Source organism: Croceibacterium mercuriale (assembly GCF_000802385.1).
GTDB classification, from domain to species: domain Bacteria; phylum Pseudomonadota; class Alphaproteobacteria; order Sphingomonadales; family Sphingomonadaceae; genus Croceibacterium; species Croceibacterium mercuriale.
In genome coordinates this window covers 138,611-156,360 of sequence record NZ_JTDN01000001.1, presented here as the reverse complement: position 1 = coordinate 156,360, position 17,750 = coordinate 138,611, and the positions used below count along the sequence as shown (strand labels likewise).

General features: G+C 67.0%; 10 protein-coding genes. 6 read left to right on the top strand and 4 right to left on the bottom strand.

The genetic code is table 11. The features are described 5' to 3' along the window. Positions 1–24: 24 nt before the first annotated feature. The 3 genes from gcvH to PK98_RS00715 all read right to left on the bottom strand — a co-directional run bounded on the left by gcvH (position 25) and on the right by PK98_RS00715 (position 4,237). Positions 25–399 (bottom strand): glycine cleavage system protein GcvH, encoded by a 375-nt coding sequence (gcvH, locus tag PK98_RS00725; RefSeq protein WP_039093558.1) that lies wholly within the window; start codon positions 397–399, stop codon positions 25–27. After that, positions 399–1,538: a glycine cleavage system aminomethyltransferase GcvT gene (gcvT, locus tag PK98_RS00720; protein WP_081995973.1), complete on the bottom strand. Its 1,140-nt coding sequence runs from the start codon at positions 1,536–1,538 to the stop codon at positions 399–401. Before gcvT ends, gcvH begins: the two co-directional genes overlap by 1 nt. Positions 1,539–1,783: 245 nt before the next feature. Then, complete coding sequence (locus PK98_RS00715) at positions 1,784–4,237, bottom strand: zinc-dependent metalloprotease (RefSeq protein ID WP_052207823.1); 2,454 nt, start codon at positions 4,235–4,237, stop codon at positions 1,784–1,786. 119 nt (positions 4,238–4,356) lie between these two features. Between PK98_RS00715 and PK98_RS00710 the strand changes: the two genes are divergently transcribed. From PK98_RS00710 to PK98_RS00700, 3 genes are all read left to right on the top strand, one after another. Next, positions 4,357–4,875: an Lrp/AsnC family transcriptional regulator gene (locus tag PK98_RS00710; protein ID WP_326998646.1), complete on the top strand. Its 519-nt coding sequence runs from the start codon at positions 4,357–4,359 to the stop codon at positions 4,873–4,875. A gap of 234 nt (positions 4,876–5,109) precedes the next feature. Then, positions 5,110–8,031, top strand: a complete 2,922-nt coding sequence (locus tag PK98_RS00705; RefSeq protein ID WP_039093556.1) for a TonB-dependent receptor domain-containing protein — start codon at positions 5,110–5,112, stop codon at positions 8,029–8,031. Positions 8,032–8,116: 85 nt separating this feature from the next. Continuing rightward, positions 8,117–9,706, top strand: a complete 1,590-nt coding sequence (locus tag PK98_RS00700; RefSeq protein ID WP_039093555.1) for an amidohydrolase — start codon at positions 8,117–8,119, stop codon at positions 9,704–9,706. A 55-nt stretch (positions 9,707–9,761) separates the two neighbouring features. Here PK98_RS00700 and PK98_RS00695 read toward each other — a convergent pair whose 3' ends face one another. Then, on the bottom strand, positions 9,762–10,721 hold the full coding sequence (locus PK98_RS00695) for a YihY/virulence factor BrkB family protein (protein ID WP_235425343.1): 960 nt from the start codon (positions 10,719–10,721) through the stop codon (positions 9,762–9,764). A 303-nt stretch (positions 10,722–11,024) separates the two neighbouring features. Here PK98_RS00695 and PK98_RS00690 point away from each other — a divergent pair, with 303 nt between their 5' ends. From PK98_RS00690 to PK98_RS00680, 3 genes are read left to right on the top strand one after another with little or no spacing between them, the layout of a single operon-like run. After that, entirely contained in the window at positions 11,025–13,271 is a 2,247-nt protein-coding gene (locus PK98_RS00690; protein ID WP_235425342.1) for an autotransporter assembly complex protein TamA, read from the top strand. Further along, positions 13,271–17,509, top strand: a complete 4,239-nt coding sequence (locus PK98_RS00685) for a translocation/assembly module TamB domain-containing protein (RefSeq protein ID WP_039093554.1) — start codon at positions 13,271–13,273, stop codon at positions 17,507–17,509. The genes PK98_RS00690 and PK98_RS00685 overlap by 1 nt, the downstream gene beginning before the upstream one ends. Next, positions 17,509–17,733, top strand: a complete 225-nt coding sequence (locus tag PK98_RS00680) for a hypothetical protein (protein WP_039093553.1) — start codon at positions 17,509–17,511, stop codon at positions 17,731–17,733. Before PK98_RS00685 ends, PK98_RS00680 begins: the two co-directional genes overlap by 1 nt. Positions 17,734–17,750 lie beyond the last annotated feature (17 nt).

The following is a 17,750-nucleotide window of genomic DNA, read 5'->3' as shown; positions in this document are numbered from 1 at the left end:
ATTTAACTTTCGCTTGGCGCAGGCTTAGTCGAGCCCGGCCACGAATTCCTTGTAGGCGGCCTCGTCCATCAGGCCGTCCAGTTCCGCAGTGTCGGCGATCGTCAGGCGGTAGAACCAGCCTTCGCTCTCGGCACCGGAATTGACCAGCGAGGGGTCTTCCTCCAGCGCACCGTTGCTCTCGATCACCGTGCCGCTGACCGGGGAATAGACGTCGGATGCGGCCTTGACCGATTCCACGACGCCCGCTTCCTTGCCCTTGACCAACTCGGTGCCGGTGGCCGGCACTTCGACGAAGACCAGATCGCCAAGCTGGCTTTGCGCATGATCGGTGATGCCGATCGTGGCCGTGTCGCCATCGACCTCGATCCACTCATGCTCGGTCGTGAAGTAACGTGCCATCAGGCCTCTCCTTTGCGGTAATAACGATGGGGAACGAAGGGCGGGCGCGCCACCGTGGCGGGCAGGCGCTTGCCCCGCACTTCGGCAAATAGCGCCGTGCCGGGCGCGATATGCGCCGTGTCGACGAAGGCCAGTGCGATCGGATGACCCAGCGTGGGCGAGAAGCCGCCGGAGGTGACCCGGCCGACCTGCTCCTCACCGGCGAAGACCGGGCTACCTTCGCGCGCGGCCATGCGCCCTTCCAGGACCAGGCCCACGCGGCGCATCGGCGCACCATCGCGCAGCAGCGCGTTGATGCGCCCGGCACCGGGAAAGCCGCCATCGGCACGGCGTGCCTTGGTGATCGCGAAGGCAAGGCCGGCCGTCACCGGATCGACATCGATGTCGAGGTCATGGCCATAAAGCGGCAGGCCCGCCTCCAACCGGAGGGAATCGCGCGCGCCCAGGCCGATGGGGCGGACTTCCTCCTCGGCCATCAGGCGATCGGCGAGGGTCACGGCATCGACAGCCGGCAGCGACAGCTCGAACCCGTCCTCACCCGTATAGCCGGACCGGAAGATGCGCACCGGAACCTCGCCCAGCAGGCGGCTGGTCGCCTCCATGAAGCCGAGTTCGGTGGCAATGCCGGGGAACACCCGATCGAGCACCAGGGCCGCTTCCGGCCCCTGCAGCGCCAGCAAGGCCAGCTCCGGCAGCGGGGTCAGCACCACGCCCGCGGGCAGATGCGTCCGCAGGTGAGCTATATCGCCGTCCTTGGTCGCACCGTTCACCACCAGGAAGTAGGTCGGCTCGCCTTCGGAAACGTTGGTGACGATCAGGTCGTCGATCACGCCGCCACTGTCGTTCAGCAGCAGGGAGTAGCGCATCCGGCCCGGCGCCAGCGCCTGCAGGTCGGCCGGCAGCAGCGCTTCCAGCGCGGCGGCAGCGCCAGTGCCCCCCACGGTGAGCTGACCCATATGGCTGACGTCGAACAGGCCGGCATGGGTCCGTGTCCATTCATGTTCCGCGATGATGCCGTCCGGGTACTGGATCGGCATGGCATAGCCGGCGAACGGGACCATCCGGGCGCCTGCCGCGCGATGCCAGCCGTCCAGTGGCAGGGTCGCGGGCGGACGTTCGATCACGGTGCTGTCACTCATTTCAGGCGGGCTCCGGTTTGATGGTCGCCCGGCTCGGCTGCAAGCTGGCGGGCGTCGGTTTGCGGTGAGAAGGTGCGCTGGACAGGTGGCTCATGGCGCGCCGCGCCTGGGTTCAATATCCATTGTCCCGTTCACGCCGCGGGCGGCGCGCAACAGCGTCGCGAACACGCCGGCGGCGATCGAGGACACGGAAAAGCGCAACGGAATCATCGGTAACAGCTCTGGCGGGCGGGAACGCGCATCCCCTACTCGGAGAACCAGCCGCTGTCGCCACCGATCGGCATGCCGGGCGGGATGGCCGGCGCGGTTGCCGGTTGCTGCTGCAGCAGCGCGGTCAGCCTGGCCTCGTCGCCCAGAACGTCGGCGGCGTAGGTGGCCCACGCGCCGTCCTCCCCTGCCCGGCTGCCTTCGCCCGCCAGCCGGCGCGCTATCGTGCCGAGCCGGGCGTGCAGCAGCGCTGCCGCCTCCGGCGAGGTGGCGGGATCGCGCTCGGCCGCGGCCATGCCCAGCAGCGCGCGCCAGGCCACCCGCCGGGCGACCATGTCCGGACGGCTGGCGATCACCCTGGTGTCGATCGCCGTCAGCAGGTCGGCAATGCCCGGCATCCCCGGATCGCGCCGCTGCTGCTCTGCCAGACGGCGCAGGCGTGCCGGTGCCAGCAGGCTGCCGAGCGTGATCTGCGCGGCGACGTCGGCCGCCACCAGCGGGTCGAACGCGGCAGCGCCGGCATTGTCGAACACCTCGGTGTTGAACTGCGGATCGGGCAGGCTGGTGGTCGGCACCGACAGCAGCGGCACCAGCCGGGCCGGTACGGTGAGCCGCGTGGAGGATAGCGTATCGATCAGTCCGGCAATGGCGGCACGCTGCTGCTCCGCCGGGAACGGTGCCGGATCCTGGTGCCGGTCGCCCCGCACGCCGTACTGGTAATCCAGTCCGCCGATCAGCTTGCCCGCCGCATCCACGTCATAGCGGTGCAGCAGCCACAACGGCACGAACTTGCGGCGCAGATTGGCCAGTGCCTCGCCCGGCAGCACGCTGCCCTCCCCGAAGTTCGCCAGCGCAATATCGCGCACTGCCAGCGTGTTGGCGAGACCGGCCAGCGGGTCGGGCCCGTCATCCCACATGGAGCCGACCGGGCTGGGCAGGTCGGGCGCGCGTCCGTCGATGTCGGTGATGAAGGCCAGGCCCTGCTCCTGCGCCGCCAGCGCCTTGGCCGCTGCATGTGCATCGGGGTTCACGCCCGGCGCGGGATCGCCATAGAGCCAGTCGACGGAAAAATCGTCCCACACGCCGCCGCCGGGGGCGTAGGCATCACCCAGGTCGACCTGCCCGTTGGCGACGCGCCAGCGCGGCGACGGGTAATCCATCACGCTGCTGCGATCCTGCGTGCTGCCCGCGAAATTGTGCATGAAGCCGATCGCATGGCCCACCTCGTGCGCGCCCAGCTGCCGCATCCGCGCCAGTGCGGCCTGCACCGGATCGTTGCGGCTGCCGGTGCCGTTCTCGGCCGTGCCCACCAAGGCTTCGAAGATGGTGATGTCCTGCCGCACGCGGAGGGAGCCGATCACCACGTTACCCTTGATGATCTCCCCCGTGCGCGGATCGACGATCCCGCCGCCATAGGACCAGCCGCGCGTCAGCCGGTTCGCGAAATTGACGATGTTGTAGCGGACATCCAGCGGGTCGGCATCGGCCGGCAGGATCTCCGCCCGGAACGCATCGACGAAGCCGGCCGCCTCGAACGATTTCGCCCAGTAGTTCACGCCATCCATCAATGCGGTCCGCACAGGCTCCGGCGCGGCCGGATCGATGTAGAACACGATCGGCTTGACCACGGGAGAGCGGTCCGCGGCCGGGTCCGTCTTCTCCAGCCGGAACCGCACCGCCATCTGCCGGGCGACCGGCTGGCCCAGTGGCGCACCGTAATCATAGGCCAGCATGCCGTTCGCGGGCGAGCGCGGATCATAGGCGCGCGGCACGAAACCGGGTTCCGGCAGGCGGATGAAGCTGTGGTGCACGATGAAGCTGACCTGCCGCGGATCGGCGGCGAGGCCGGTTACTTCGGTCCCCGGCGCATCGCTGGTGAAGGTCTGCGCCACGTCGAGCTCGACATTGTTCGGAAACGCCTTCAGCGAGGCGGTGTCCACCGCGCCCAGTTCCGGCGCCAGGCGGTAATTGCGCCCGTCGCGATTCAGCACGCCGGCAATGCCGTTGACGTCGCGCGCCAGCATCGGCGCCATGTCCACCACCAGCGCACCGCCATCGCCCCGCACGATCGGCAGCATGGCCGCGATTGCGAAGGGGAAGCTTTCCCGTGCACCCCGCTCCGTCGCGGCATCGCCGCTGGCGCGGAAGCGCGGGTTGCGGAAGATCGCGGCGACCTTGTCGCCCATCCGGCGGAAGCACAGCAGTTCCGTGTTGCCGCCGTAGCCGCCGCCCAGCGCGCCGCGATCCAGGATCAGCCCCGGCGAACCGAGCCCGGTGCGCATAGCGGTGCTGTATATATAGCAGCCTGCCTCGCTATTGTCGGTGCCGTGGTCGGGCACCTGCGGCAAGGCAAAGTGCACGGTGCCTGCCGCCGGCAGCGCCTGCGTGCGGAACAGGGCGTCATCCTGTGCCAGCGCGGCGGCGGGTATCAGCGACGCAAGCGCCGCACTCATGGCAGCCAGCCGGCGCCGATCCAGAAGCGAGCGACCCATGAAACCCTCTTTTCGATTGCCAGCGCAGCCCCCCGCTTCGCGCCTGCAACATCGATACCATTCCTGCCCTTGCAAATCTTGGGAAAAACGGCAGTAATTTGCCTGCACTTTGATGGTTTATGCGGCAACAGGGGTTTGTAATGGCAAAAAGCGTGCGTGAAGCACTGGACCGTACTGATTTTCGAGTCCTGCGCGCTCTGGTTGATGACGGGCGCGCAGCCGATGTGACCCTGGGTGAAACCGTCAACCTGTCCAGCACGGCAGTGGCTCGCCGGCGCAAGCTGCTGGAAGAAAAGGGTGTCGTGACCGGCTACTCGGCCGTCATCAACCAGCAGAAGCTGGGCTACGCCATCACTGTCCTGGTGATGATCGAACTGAGCAGCCAGTCCGAGACCAAGCTGATGGAGTTCGAGGAGGCAGTGATGGCCTGCCCCTCCATGTCTTTCTGCTCCTTCATCTCGGGCGAGAACGATTTCATGATGCTGATCAACGTCCGCTCCTTCGACCATTATGACCTGGTCTACCGCAAGGAGCTGTCGAACCTGCCCCACGTGGCGAAGATCCGGTCGAGCTTCCTGCTGCGGGAAGTGGCCCGCCGGCGCGTTGCCCCTGCCGTACTGGATGAATCGGAAGGTTGAACGCAACTTTGCGCTGAAAACTGCAAGGCTCAGATTCTGTCGCCCAATCGCCACATGGCGAGATAATGCAGCGAACAATCGGCAGGATTGAGCAAATTTAATTGCCCTGGTTCGGGATTAATAGATTAGGTTACCCCTCAAGCATCACAGCGAAGGCCTGCGGCACACGCCGGAAAAGGCAGGCAGCGGTTCGGGGGAGGATCAACAGACACACCTGATCAGGGGGGTTGATCCATGAAGACGAAGCAACAGGGGAACGGGCGCAAGGTCTTGCAGGCACGGCTGCTGTGCCACGCGGCCGGCCTGCTGGGGGCAGCAGCCCTGCTGCCGGATGTCGCGCTGGCGCAGATCGCCGCAGCGCCCGCCAATCCGCAGACCGACACGGGCGTACAGGAGGATGAAGGCGAGGCCATCGTGGTCACCGGTTCGCGCATCGTGCGCAACGGCAACGACGCGCCGACCCCGGTCAGCGTGGTCAGCGGCGAGGAGATCAGCACCGAAGCGCCGGCCAACATTGCCGACTTCGTGAACACCCTGCCCTCCGTCTCCGGCAGCCAGACAGCAGTGTCGAACTCCGGCTCGCTGTCCAACGGGCAGACCGGCGTCAGCGCGCTGAATCTGCGCAACCTGGGCCAGAACCGCACGCTGATCCTGGTCAATGGCCAGCGCTCGGTCGCCTCCACCTCCAGTGGCCTGGTCGACGTCAACACCATCCCGCAGGCCCTGATCGAGCGGGTCGAGGTCGTCACCGGCGGCGCCTCGTCCGTCTATGGCTCCGACGCGGTCGCGGGCGTGGTCAACTTCGTCCTCGATACCGACTTCACCGGCATCAGCGCCGATTACGAATATGGCGTCACGACCTATGGCGACATCCCCAACCACAAGGCCTCGCTGACCCTGGGCACGCCCTTCGCGGACGATCGCGGCCACGTCGTCTTCTCCGCCGAATATTTCACGCAGGAAGGCCAGCACACGATCGACCGTGACTGGAACGACAGCGGCTATTTCCAGATCAACAACCCGGCCTACACTCCGACCAACGGTCAGCCGCAGCGGCTGATCCAGTCCGGTATCGGCTCGTCCAATTTCACGCCCGGAGGCCTGATCACCGCCGGTCCGCGCCGGGGCACCTATTTCGGCCAGATCGATCCCGCGACCGGCCGGCCCACGCTGAACCAGCTCGCCTATGGCACGGTCAGCGGGCAGTGGATGGTCGGCGGCGACTACGACGTCACCAGCGCCAATCACCGGGGCTCCAACTCGCTGGCGAATGACGAGGATCGCATTTCACTGTTCGGCCGGGCCGAATACGAGTTCGCCCCCTGGTTCACCCTGTTCGGGCAGGCGTCGTACAACACCTTCGAAGGGCTCAGCTTCTACCAGCAGACGCCCAGCGTGAACGTGGCGATCCGGTCGGACAATGCCTTCCTGCCGGCGGCTTTGTACAACGCCGCCGGCACCACCAGCTATACGATCGGCACCAGCAACGCGGGCATCCCGGCCGGCGGCGGGCGGACCAAGCGCGAGGTCGAACGCTACGTCGTGGGCGGCAGCGGCGAGTTCGACGTGGGTGCGATAGGCTGGAACTGGGACGGCTACTACCAGTACGGCAAGACCACCTCGAACGAGCTGCTGACAAACTCCTGGCGCGCCGACCGCATGAACGCGGCGCAGGATGCGGTCTATGACCGGACAGGCAACATCGTGTGCCGCGTGAACATCGACACCAATCCCGCGAACGACCAGCCCGGCTGCGTCCCCTTGAACCGCATCGGCATCGGCGGGGTGACGCAGGACGCGCTGGAATGGCTGTTCGCGCTCTATCCGGAGCGGACGCAGTACATCAAGCAGGAGGTCGCCGGCCTGAACTTCGCCACCAGCGAGCTGTTCGAGAACTGGGCCGGTCCGGTCAGCCTGGCGTTCGGCGGCGAATGGCGCAAGGAGTCGGTCAGCGGCATCACGGACGAGAACCAGTACAGCACCAATCCGAACCTGTTCTGGCTGTACGGCAATTTCCGCGTGACCGACGGCTCCTACACCGTGAAGGAGGCCTACGCCGAACTGCTGTTCCCGCTGTACGAAGGGCTGGAATTCAACGGTGCGGTGCGGGTGACGGACTATTCCACCTCCGGCACGGTCACCACCTGGAAGGCCGGTCTGGTGGCCGAACCGTTCGACGACCTGCGCCTGCGCGGCACGATCTCGCGCGATATCCGTGCGCCGAACATCGCCGAGCTTTATGACCCAGGCACCGCGCGCACCAACGCGGTGAACGTGCCGGTGGCGAGTGGAGGCGTGATCGCCGACGAATTCATCCAGCAATTCGCCGGCAATCCGGCCCTGACGCCGGAAGTTGCCAAAACCTACGGCATCGGCGCGGTCTACACCCCGTCCTTCGTGCCCGGCCTCGCGCTGACGGTCGATTACTTCGACATCGAGGTGCAGGATGCGATCAGCCAGATCGGTGCGCAGGCGACGGTCGATTTCTGCTTCGACCAGGCTCAGCAGAGCTTCTGCGACAACATCAACTACCTGGCCGGTTCGACGACCGACATCAGCACCATCGACATCACCAACTACAACTTCGCCAGCCAGAGCTCGCGCGGGATCGATGTGGAGGCAAGCTATCGCCGGGCGGTCGGGCCGGGCGACCTCTCGCTGCGGGCGCTGGGCACCTACACCATCTCGAACGTGACCGACAACGGCATCGACCCGATCACCGACGACACTGCCGGCACCTTCCTGCTGCCCGACCTGCAATACCGCTTCAGCGTCGGCTACGACATGGACAGCGGCTTCGGTGCATCGCTGGTCGGCCGCGGCCACACGGGTGGCACATACGACAATGACTGGATCGAATGCGCAACGGCCTGCCCGTTTATCGAGGATCCGGTGCTGCGCAGCTTCTATCGCACGGTGAACGACAACAAGGTGTCCGGCGCACTCTATTTCGACACCAACTTCAATTACGATTTCGAACTGCAGGGCGTGCAGGCCCAGTTCCTGTTCGCGGTGAAGAACCTGTTCGATCGTGATCCGGAACTGGTCGGCAACGGGCCGGACGGCAACAACACGCCAGCCTACCCGCAGACCGCGCGGACCCGGTACGACACGTTCGGCCGGACCTTCCGGCTGGGGCTGCGGCTCCGTTACTGATCACGCACATACCCGCGGCGCGAACCACACAGGTTCGCGCCGCTTCTCTTTCAGCGACAGCGATTTGCAGCAGGGAGCAGCAGGCATGAGGAACATTCGCAGGGTGGCGCTCGGCGCCGTGGCAACGTGGGCGATGGCCGGCACCGGCATCGCCCACGCCGAAGCACCCGCCGCCTACAAGCAGGAGGCCACCGCCAGCGTCGACGGCAATGCCAAGCTGGTGCAGGTGATGGTGGACAGCGTGTTCAGCTTCGCCGAGCCGGGATTCCAGGAGTTCCAGACGATGGACTACCTGACCGGCATCCTGGAGGAGAACGGTTTCACCATCGAGAAGGGCGTCGCCGGCATCCCCACCGCATGGACCGCGACCTTCACCCATGGCAGCGGCGGGCCGAAGATCGCGCTTGGCAGCGATGTGGACGGCCTGCTGGGCCTGAGCCAGAAGCCCGGCACGGGCGAGATCACGCCGCTGGTGCCCGGCGCGCCGGGTCATGGCGAAGGCCATAATTCCGGCATGCCGCTGATGGTCGCCGCCGCGCTCGCCACCAAGGAGGTGATGGAGAAGAACAACGTGTCCGGCACGCTGATGCTATGGCCCGGCGTGGCGGAGGAGCTGCTGGCGACCAAGGCCTTCTTCGTGCGCGACGGCATGTTCGAAGGGGTCGATGCCTGCATCTTCACCCATGTCAGTTCCGACTTCTCGACCGGGTACGGTCCCAGCACCAGCAACGGCATGGTTTCCGTCGAATACACCTTCAAGGGCAAGACCAGCCACGGCGCGGGCGCACCGTGGGCGGGGCGCAGCGCGCTGGACGGGGCGGAGCTGATGAACATCGGCTGGAACTTCCGGCGCGAACATCTGCCGCTGACGCAACGGTCGCACTACGTGATCACCAATGGCGGCGGGCAGCCCAACATCGTCCCCGGTGATGCATCGGTCTGGTACTACTTTCGCGACTACACCTTTGCCGGCATCCGCTCTCTCTACGATATCGGCAACACCATGTCGGAGGCGGCCGCGCAGATGAGCGGCACCACGGTCACCCGACGGACGCTGGGCTATGCCGCGCCGCAATGGGGCAACCAGCCGCTGGCGGAGGCGGCCTACGCCAACATCCAGGCGGTCGGCATGCCGCAATGGGACGCGGACGACCAGGCCTTCGCCCGCATGTTGCAGGAAACGAATGGCCTGACCGTGGCACCGCTGAAGGCTGAGGTCGGTGAGCTGACCGGTCCCAGCACGGAACGGCCGACCGGCGGCGGGTCCGACGATATTGGCGATATCATGTGGGCCGTGCCGACCATCACCATCCGCTTCCCCAGCAACGTTCCCAACATGATCGGCCACAACGTCACGGCCGCGATGGCGATGGCGACCCCGGTCGCCCACAAGGGCGTGGTCGCCGGGGCCAAGGCGGTGGCGCTGACCACGCTGGACCTGCTGACCACACCCGCACTCGTAACCGCGGCGCAGCGTTACCAGCAGGACGTGCAGTTCGCGTCGGAGCAATATGCCCCCGTGCTGACGCCGGAGGACACGCCGGCCATCCACCTGAACACCGAAATCATGAACCGCCTGCGCCCGCAATTGCAGGAATTCTACTACGATCCGGCCAAGCACGATTCCTATCTGGAACAGCTGGGCGTCGACTACCCCAACGTCGCCGCGCAGTAGCAGGGCGTGATCGCGAGCCGGCGATGAATGCCGGCCCGCGATCCCTGCCCATCGTTCAGGCCCGTGCCTCGCGCCGGGCCGCCTTGCGCGCGTGCCGGCGGGCCTTGCGCTGTTCGGTCTTGTGCAGCCATTGCTCCATCGACATGCCGCCTTCCGCCAGATCGGCCAGCACGGCGCCGCGCTGCCCCATCGGCTTGGGCGCGCCGATTGTCGTGTCCACGGTGGTCTGCCGTTCCAGCTCCGCATTCAGCAGTGCGCCGGCCAGGATGCCGTAGGTCGACAGGAACAGCCACATCAGGAACACCACGATGGCCGACAGGGAGCCGTAGGTGGCATTGTAGTCGCTGACGAAGGCGACATAGAACGAGAAGCCGAAGGTAATGGCGATCCACAGCAATGTCGCCAGCAATGCGCCCGGCGTTAGCCACCGCCACTTGGCCGGGCGGCGATCCGGACCATAGCGCATGATCAGGGCAAACCCGATGCTGCCCAGCAGGATGGATGCGGTCCAGGTCAGCAGCTTGAACAGGGTCGCCACCCATGACCCGATCAGGTTCTGCGTATGCGTCTGCAGCCAGGCGAAGATACCGCCGCTGATCAGACCCGTCAGGGCCACGAACACCACTGCCAGCGTCAGCAACATCGCGCGGATCGTCAGCGTGACGATCCCGCGCGTTTCATGCTCCTCGTTGATGATGTTCAGCGCGCCGATCAGCCCGTTGGCGGCGCGCGTGCCGCCATACAATGCGAAGAACAGCGCGATCACCAAGGCGAAGCCGGTCACGCCGGCATTGGCATTCACCGCCCCCAGCAGCTGGTCCTGCAGCAACACGGCTGCCTCCTGCGGGATCACCTTCACCAGTTCGCCCATCTGGCGACGCACAGTATCGGTATCGCCGACCAGACCGTAGATCATCACGGTCGAGGCGATCAGCGGCGTCAGCGCCAGGAAGGTGAAGAAGGCGACGCCCGCACCGATCAGCGACAGGTTGTGATAGCCCCACATCGTGATCATGCGCCTGACCACTTCGATCCAGCCCGCCCGCGGAACCTCGCGAGGATAGTGGGCATACGCCCCCGGCGCCTGGTGCGCCGCCGGCTCGCACAAGTCGGAACCATTTGGTTCCTTGGCAAGTTGATGGTCGACGGGGCTATGGTGTGTCGTGCTATCGGGGGCATGATCATCAGGGATCAAGTGGGGAATCCTCTTTTGCGAAATACGGTCTGGCTCAGGCACGGAACAGGCGAGCGTCTGAATGGTGCCGCATCGGGCCTGCGTAACCTTCCCCGGCTGAGTGGGGTCACCCTGGCGCTTGCCGTGGCCCTGGCCGGCAGCGCCGCTTGCGCGCAGGCCACGGGCAGCACTGCCGTGCCGCCCGCGCAGCAGCAGCCTGCCACTCCGCTGGACGTTCCGGCTCCGCCTGCCGACGTCCAGCTGCCGCCCGTCGAACCGGTGATCCCCGATGCCGAGTTCGAAGCGACCGTGCCGGCGCTGGATCCCGCCGGAGATGCCGCGCTGGATGCCCCGCTGGAATCCATCGAGGCGTTCGAACGGCGCATCGCGTCCGAACAGGCCGCCGCGGCACCGCAGGACGGGCAGACGCCGCCCGCAGGCAATCCCGCCCTGGCCGATGGCGATCCGCAGGAAACGATCGGCGATGCCCCGATCACCGATACCGCGCTGAACGAACCGCTGCCGCCGCTGGAAAGCTTCCAGGTGGAGGAGGTGCAGTTCACCGAGGCCGAGGTCGAGAGCGGGCCGACGGAAGTCGCCTACACAGTCGTGATCAACGGGCTGGACTCGGTGGACGAGGACAGCGCCGCGAATCTTGCCGGCATGTTCGACGGGCTGTCCGCACTGAAGGATGATGACGAGGCCGCCAACGTCGCACAGGTTTCCGCCAGGCTGACGGAAGACAGCGCCTTGCTGCAGAGCATCCTTGCTTCCGAAGGCTGGTACGATGCCACCGTGACGACCCGGCTGGATCGCACCGGCGAGGACAACGCCGCGCCGCTGACCGCAGTGCTGGATGTGGTGCCGGGGCAGCGCTACAATTTCTCCGACATCATCGTCACCGCCGCACCGACGGAGCCGACCGAACTGATCAGCAGCAATCTGGCGCTGAAGGTCGGCGAGCCGATCATCGCCGAACGGGTCCAGGGTGCGGAAGCCCAGGTGGCGGTCGCCCTGCCGGAAAACGGCTACCCCTTCGCGCAGGTCGGTCAGCGTGACATCCTGCTCGACCCAGAAACCGGCGATGGCGTCTACACCCTCCCGGTGGAAGTCGGGCAGCGTTCCGTGTTCGGCGGGATCCGCACCACCGGCAACCTCGCCTTCGATGCCGAGCATATCGAGGTGCTGAGCCGGTTCGACCGGGGCGAGCTGTACGACAGCCGCATGGTCGACGATCTGCGGCAGGCGCTGGTCGCGACCGGCTTGTTCAACACCATTTCCGTCACGCCGGAGGCCACCGGCGAGGATGCAGGCAATGGCACGCAATATGCCACGATCCTGGTCGACCAGGATGCCGGTCCGCCGCGCACGCTGGCGGGCAGCGCCGGGTACGGCACGGGACAGGGTATCCGGGTCGAAGGCAGCTGGACCCACCGCAACCTGTTCCCGCCCGAAGGCGCGCTGATCGGCACCGCCGTGCTCGGCACGCGCGAGCAGGGCGTGGGAGCAACGTTCCGCCGGAACAATGCCGGCCGCCGGGACCGGACCTTCAGCCTTATCGCACAGGCGCTGCACAGCGACTTCGATGCGTTCGAGGCCTATACCGGGCGTGTGGCGGCGCTGGTCACCTACGATTCCACGCCGATCTGGCAGAAGCGCTTCACCTATGCCTACGGCGCGCAGCTGCTCGGCTCGGTCGAGGAGGATTTCGATTTTTCCATCAACGGTCTCGCCGACCGGACCTTCTTCATCGGCGGGCTGACCGGGCAGGCCGGCTTCGACACGTCCGATAGCCTGCTCAACCCGACACGCGGCTTCCGCTTCACCACCCTGATCGAACCCGAGGCATCGCTGCAGGACGGGTTTGACACCTATGTCCGTGCACGGATCGACGGCACGGCCTACCTGCCGATCGGCGACAGCTTCGTGGTGGCCGGACGGCTGCGCTTCGGCACGATTCAGGGCATCGACCGGTTCGACCTGGCACCTTCGCGGCGGTTCTATGCCGGCGGCGGCGGTTCCGTCCGCGGTTTCGGCTTCCAGCAGCTGGGTCCGCGCGTCGAGTACGCCAATCCGGACTTCGACCCGACGGACGAGGATTCCGACGAGCCGGAGACCCTGATCCGCCCGATCGGCGGCCGCAGCGTTGCAGAAGGCGCGGCGGAGGTGCGGTACCGCTGGGGCAATTTCGGCGTGGTCGGCTTCGTCGATGCGGGTCAGGTGTACGAGGAAACCTATCCCACCTTCGACGACATTCGTATCGGCGTCGGCGTCGGCGCACGCTACTACACCAATTTCGGGCCGCTGCGGGTGGATATCGCCACCCCCATGAACCGGCAGCGGGGCGAAAGCCGGCTGAACCTCTACATCTCGATCGGGCAGGCTTTCTGATGGCGGACGACACCACCATGACGCCTGACAGCATCGAGCCGACTGTCGAGCGCCGCCACCGCAACCCCGCGCTGCGCATCGCCAAGTGGGTCGGCATCGTGCTGCTGGTGCTGGTCCTTCTGGTCGCCGCGGCGCTGGTCGGCATCAACACCGCGCCGGGCAAGCGCTTCGTGGTGCGCCAGATCGAGGCGCTGGAGTTCGAGAACGGGATGCGCATCGGCATCGGCGAGATCGACGGGTCGCTGTATGGCCGCATGGTCATCCGCGAGCTGGCCATCGCCGATCCGCAGGGTGTGTTCGTCACCAGCCCGGAAATCGCGGTCGACTGGCGGCCGTTCGCCTTCGCCAATGGTCACATCGATGTGCGCTCGCTCGCCAGTCCGCTGGTCACGCTGGCACGGCTGCCGCAATTCAACGAGACCCCGCCCAGCGATGCGCCGCTGCTGCCGGACTACGACATCGACGTGAACAGCCTGCGCGTCGGCCGCTTCGTGGCGGAGGCGCCGGTCAGCGGCGATCGCCGCGTCGTGGGCATGGATGGCGAAGTGCATATTGCCGACGGCCGCGCGCAGATCGACTTCAATGGTCGGACCATCGCCGGCCAGGGCGTAGCTGGCGGTGACACCGTGGCGCTGGTGCTGGATGCCGTGCCCGACGACAACCGGCTGGACATCAAGCTGGACCTGAATGCACCGGCTGGCGGCGTCATCTCCGCGTTGGCCGGCCTGAGCGATCCGCTGCGGGTGCAGGTGGACGGACGCGGCAGCTGGGCAAGCTGGGACGGTCGGCTGAATGCCGATCTGGCGGGGGCCGCCTTTGCCCGCGTGCAGGTCCTGGCGCGCGACGGCACCTTCACCCTGCGCGGTCCCACGCGCGTCGCTCGCCTGTTCGAAGGGCCAACCGCCACGCTGCTGGGGCCGATCCTGAACCTGGACGTGACCGGCAAGCTGGCGGACCGGAAAGTCGACCTGGCTGGCAACGTCAATTCCGATGCCTTCCGCCTGAACACGGCGGGCATGGTCGACCTGTCGGATAACAGCTTCGATGCCTTGCGCCTCGGCTTCGTGCTGCTGAAGCCGGCCGCCATTGCGCCCAACTTGGCCGGCAGCGGACTGCGGGCGCAGCTGGTGCTGGACGGCGCCTTTGCCACGCCTGCGGTGCAGTACGAATTGAACGCAACGCGGCTGTTCATGAACGACATGGGGCTGGAGAACCTCGTCGCGAAGGGTGCTGCCCGGGTCGATGCGGACCAGATCCTGATCCCGGTGGATGCACGCGCCACGCGCATCGTCGGGCTCGACACCGTAGCCGGCGGCACCCTGCGCAACGTGCGGGTGGCGGGGGACCTTGCGATCGACGGTACCCGCATCCTGTCGGACAACCTGCGGATCCGGTCCGACCGGATCGATGCCGGGCTGATCGTCGTCGCGGACATGTCCACCGGACTGTATACCGGAGCGGTCGACGGGCGGATCGATGATTATCGCGTCGAGAGCGTCGGCATCTTCAACATCGAGACCGACATCGACCTCAAGACCGTGCCTACCGGCGGCTTTGCCATGCAGGGGCGTGTGCGGGCGCGATCGACGCGGCTGCTGAACGACAGCGTGCTGAACTTCCTGGGCGGCAATGCTGTGGCGGCGACCGATGTGCTCTACGGCCCGGATGGCGTGGTGCGCTTCGCCAATCTGCGGCTGGACGCGCCGGATGCGCGGATCACCGGGGGACGTGGTTCCTGGTCGCCTGACGGCCGGCTGACGCTGAACATGACCGGCACCACCACCGCCTACGGTGCCGTAGGCGTGCAGGTCGCCGGCACCATCGCCAACCCCAACGCCGTCGTCACGGTGGAGCGGCCGGGCTTCGGCATCGGCCTCGCCAATGTGGAGGCGCGGATCAGCGGCGCACAGGGCGGCTATCGCCTGGATGCGACGGCGCAGACCGATTATGGCCCGCTGACCGCCGACGTGGTGCTGGGCATCAACGCGCCGCTGACGCTGACCATCAACAACGCCAACCTGGGCGGCATCGATTTTGCCGGTCGGGTGCAGCAGACCAGCGCCGGGCCGTTTGCCGGGCAGCTGACCGCCAATGGCAACGGCCTGGGCGGCGTGGTCCGGCTGGCGGCCCTGGGCCAGTACCAGCAGGCGCTGGTCAATCTGCGGGCGCGCAACACGGTTCTGCCTGGACCCGCGCAGCTGGCGATCGGCTCTGCCATCGTGGATGCGCAGATCGTGCTGTACGACCAGCCGCGCATCGTGGCGGACGCACAGCTGGCGCAGACGCGCTACGGCGCGCTCAACATCGTCGCTGCCCGTGCACAGGTCGACTACCAGAACGGGCGCGGCAATGCGCGTGTGCTGGCCGAAGGCACCAGCGGCGTGCCCTTCCGTGTGGCGATGAATGCCGATCTGCAGCCGGAACTGTGGCGCGCGGCGCTGCAGGGCCGTGTGCGCGGCATCGACTTCCGCACGACCAGCCCGGCGCGGATCGTGCCCGGCGACGGTACCTACGAATTGCTGCCCATGCGCATCGACTTCGGCCAGGGCGACATCCGCCTGGCCGGCAAGTATGGCGAAGGCATGGAGTTGCAGACCCGGCTGGACCGGCTGGATCTCGCCATCCTGAATGCCTTTGCCCCCGGCTTCGGCATCGGTGGGCAGGCGACCGGCAGCCTGGACTTCGCACAGGCCAGCAGCACCGCCTTCCCCAGTGCCGATGCGCGCCTCTCGATCGACAACTTCACCCGTACCACCGCCGCGGCGGTCAGCCGGCCGATCGACATCAACTTCGTCGGCAAACTGCTGCCCGATGGCGGCGAGGCACGCGCGGTGATGCGCGATCGCGGCGCGGTGATCGGCCGGGTGGTCGCATCCCTGCGGCCGCTGGGCCCCAACGCGGGCACCTGGACCGAACGGCTGCTGGCGGCCCCGCTTGGCGGCGGCATCCGCTATAACGGTCCGGCGGCGACGCTGTTCTCCTTCGCCGGCCAGGTGGACCAGAGCCTCAGCGGACCGGTCGGCGTCGCTGCCGATTTCAGCGGCACCGTCTCGGCGCCGTCCTTTGCCGGCCTGATCCGCTCCAGCAATCTCACTTACGAGAACCAGACCTACGGCACACGACTGACCAACATGGCGATCGACGGCCGCTTTACCGGCGACCGGCTGGAAGTGCGCAGCCTGACCGCCAAGGCGGGGGATGGCACGGTCAGCGCCACCGGCTTTGTCAGCCTGGCGGCCGATGCCGGCTATCCGATGGATGTCGCGGTCACGATGGACAATGCCGAACTGGCGGACAGCGACCAGATCGCCGCCCGCGCCACCGGCAATCTGCGGCTATCCAAGGCGGCCGGGCAGAACGCCATCCTGGCCGGTCAGATCAGGCTGCCGGAAACGCGCTACCAGATCGTGCGCCAGGGTGCGGCGGAAGTGCCCCGGCTGACGGGCGTGCGGTTCAAGCCGCCGCGTGGTCCGCAGCGGATTACCGGTGACGAGCCGGCGGAACCGTCGGCCGGCCTGTTCGAGCAGCTGGCGCTGAACATCGACCTGGTCGCACCGGAACGGCTGTATGTCTCCGGCATGGGCCTCGAGTCCGAGTGGAGCGCCGACTTCACCGTTGCCGGCACCAGCGCCGCCCCCAGCCTGTCGGGCGAGGTGGAACTGATCCGCGGCACGCTGGGCTTTGCCGGCCGCTCCTTCGCGCTCAGCGACGGGCGGGTGCAGTTCACCGGTGGCAACACGATCGACCCGACCATCACCATCGTCGCGACCGAGGATATCGAGGACGTGACGGTGAACGTGAATGTGGAGGGCCGTGCGATGGATCCGCAGATCACCTTCTCCAGCACCCCCGGCCTGCCGCAGGACGAGATCCTCAGCCGTATCCTGTTCGGCAGCTCCGTCGGCAACCTGTCCGCCATCCAGGCGGTGCAGCTGGCGGCCTCGCTCAACTCCCTGCGGGGTTCGGGCGGCGGGCTCAACCCGCTGGGGACCCTGCGCGCTGCCAGCGGGATCGACCGACTGCGTATCCTCGGCAGCGATGACGAGACCGGTCGGGGCACCGCGCTGGCCGCGGGGCAGTACCTGACGGACGACATCTACGTGGAGTTCATCACCGATGCGCAGGGCTTCACCGCTACGCAGCTGGAGGTCAGCCTGACCCCGGCGCTGTCGATCCTGAGCCAGGCGGGCGGGTCCGGCGCGACCAATGTGAGCGCCCGGTACCGGCGCAACTATTGATGGGGCGGGTTCTGCCGGCCCTGTTGCTGCTCCTGCTGGCCGCGTGCCAGCAGGAGCCGAGCTTCGACGAGCGTTATGCCGCGGCACAGAAGAAGGTGGGCACCACGGCAGCCAAGCTCGAGACAGAGATGGTCAAGGCCGACAGCGCCGCTGCGGCGGATCGCAAGGCGCTGGAAGCAGCCGGGCGCACGGCTCCGCCGGCTGCGGCTACACCGACGACCTGAGCCTCCCGGCCGCCTTA

Bases quoted from the DNA above. Each gene is read 5' to 3' on its own strand.
- PK98_RS00695 (WP_235425343.1), bottom strand. From the start codon at position 10,721: ATGATCACGATGTGGGGCTATCACAACCTGTCGCTGATCGGTGCGGGC.
- PK98_RS00710 (WP_326998646.1), top strand. From the start codon at position 4,357: ATGCGGCAACAGGGGTTTGTAATGGCAAAAAGCGTGCGTGAAGCACTG.
- PK98_RS00680 (WP_039093553.1), top strand. From the start codon at position 17,509: ATGGGGCGGGTTCTGCCGGCCCTGTTGCTGCTCCTGCTGGCCGCGTGC.
- gcvH (WP_039093558.1), bottom strand. From the start codon at position 399: ATGGCACGTTACTTCACGACCGAGCATGAGTGGATCGAGGTCGATGGC.
- gcvT (WP_081995973.1), bottom strand. From the start codon at position 1,538: ATGAGTGACAGCACCGTGATCGAACGTCCGCCCGCGACCCTGCCACTG.
- PK98_RS00705 (WP_039093556.1), top strand. From the start codon at position 5,110: ATGAAGACGAAGCAACAGGGGAACGGGCGCAAGGTCTTGCAGGCACGG.
- PK98_RS00700 (WP_039093555.1), top strand. From the start codon at position 8,117: ATGAGGAACATTCGCAGGGTGGCGCTCGGCGCCGTGGCAACGTGGGCG.
- PK98_RS00715 (WP_052207823.1), bottom strand. From the start codon at position 4,237: ATGGGTCGCTCGCTTCTGGATCGGCGCCGGCTGGCTGCCATGAGTGCG.
- PK98_RS00685 (WP_039093554.1), top strand. From the start codon at position 13,271: ATGGCGGACGACACCACCATGACGCCTGACAGCATCGAGCCGACTGTC.